This window comes from Sporosarcina sp. YIM B06819, from assembly GCF_033485175.1.
Classification (GTDB): domain Bacteria; phylum Bacillota; class Bacilli; order Bacillales_A; family Planococcaceae; genus Sporosarcina.
The window spans coordinates 1-1,749 of sequence record NZ_JAWLIQ010000059.1 but is presented as its reverse complement, the minus strand read 5'-3'; the positions used below and the strand labels follow the sequence as shown (position 1 = coordinate 1,749).

General features: G+C 41.6%; 1 protein-coding gene. It reads right to left on the bottom strand.

The window, feature by feature from the left end; translation table 11 throughout:
- Positions 1 to 99 precede the first annotated feature (99 nt).
- On the bottom strand, positions 100 to 1,749 hold a 1,650-nt coding region (arsA, locus tag R2B72_RS18465; RefSeq protein ID WP_318618367.1), incomplete at its 5' end, for an arsenical pump-driving ATPase.

Sequence of the window (1,749 nt, the reverse complement as noted above, 5' to 3'; positions counted from 1 at the left end):
GGATTCATATTGGCTCTTGCTAAATAAATTGCTGCTGTTAAGCCAGCAGGCCCAGTACCTAGGATTACTACTTTATGCATGCTCTGTACCTCCAAATAGTTATAGGATGAATTCTTTCAATTTGTTATAGCCGAGTTTTTCTCTATGCAACCATGGGATTACCGCACACTGCTGTGCAAATTCCTCATTTACTTTTTTAATCCATTGTTTTTCAGAAATAGCGCGACCTTTTAGAACAGGATCAGTTGTTTCCGTTGTATATAGACTTTGATTGATAACCCACCATTTAGGATCAATCTGCGCACGTTTGAGATCCTCCTGCAGTCGTGCAGCTTCTAAAACCGGTGTCGCTTCGGCCAATGTCACAATAACCACTCCAGTTTCTTTTGGATTTCGTAAACGTGGAAGAAGTTTCTTCACACTTTCCGGTACCTCACCAGTCGAACGGCTCATTTCTTTGTGATACGCTTCCGTTGAATCAAGCAACAACAGTGTGTGTCCGGTAGGTGCCGTATCAATGACAACAATTTCATTTTCCGATTTCTCCACTACGTCGGCAAATGCCCTGAACAAAGCGATTTCTTCTATACATGGTGATTCTAGGTCTTCTATCAAATACGCAAGTCCTTCTTCATCTAGTCCTTCTCCTGCTGTAGATAGTACTTCCTGCTGGTACTTTTGCACTTCAATCTCTGGATTAATGCTACTAATCGTTAGATTGTCTTTCAAAGTACTACCTTCAAACGTGTATGCGAGATGTGCTGCCGGGTCTGTTGTAGTTAAATGAACGCGATGACCTTTCTCAGAGAGGCCGACCGCAATTGCAGATGCAATCGACGTTTTGCCAACTCCACCTTTACCCATTGTGAAGATTACACGTATGTTTTTCGATGAAAAGTCATCGATTACTTTGTGTAAGCCAGGAAGATGAATCGTTTCTTTGCTGATGCTGTCATCTTCAAATACAGTCATAGTATAAGAACTAAATAAGTGTCGAAGGTTGTCAACTCCGGTTAGTGAATACGAAACAAATGGAAGGGAGAACGTCACAACCTGTTTTAATACTTCAGGCGTTTCTTTCAATGCATGGCACTGTCGTTCAAAAAATGCGGTTGATAAATTATCATCGGGACGATGCGTCTGATGAAGCCCATTAATGATTAGTATCTGATTTTCAATACCGATATCTTTAAGCTCTGAAGAAGCTCGATTTGCTTCAACTAAAGAAGATACATCTGGTCGCGCAACCAGAATCAGCGTCGTTTTTGCTGGATTAGAAAGAGAATCAACAGCTTTCGCATATAACTCTTTTTTCTCTCCAAGACCTGATAGTGGCCCCAAGCAAGAAGCTCCATGTGTGCTTTCCTCTAAAAAACCAGTCCATGCAGTTGGTAATTGTAAAAGACGCAGTGTGTGCCCAGTCGGCGCAGTATCAAACAATACGTGATCATATTGATTTAACACATCTTCATCGGATAGCAGATGGGAAAATTCATCGAATGCAGCAATTTCAACTGTGCAAGCACCCGATAGCTGTTCTTCCATCGTTGAGAGAACAGCATCTGGCAACTTACCTCGATAAGGCCCGACAACTTTTTCACGGTATGCTTTCGCTGATGCCTCCGGGTCAATATTACACGCGAATAGATTATTTACACTTGGAATAGCTAGTGGATCATTCGTCAATTCTACATCGAGAACATCCTGTAAATTTGAAGCAGGATCGGTACTTACTAAGAGTACTTTTTT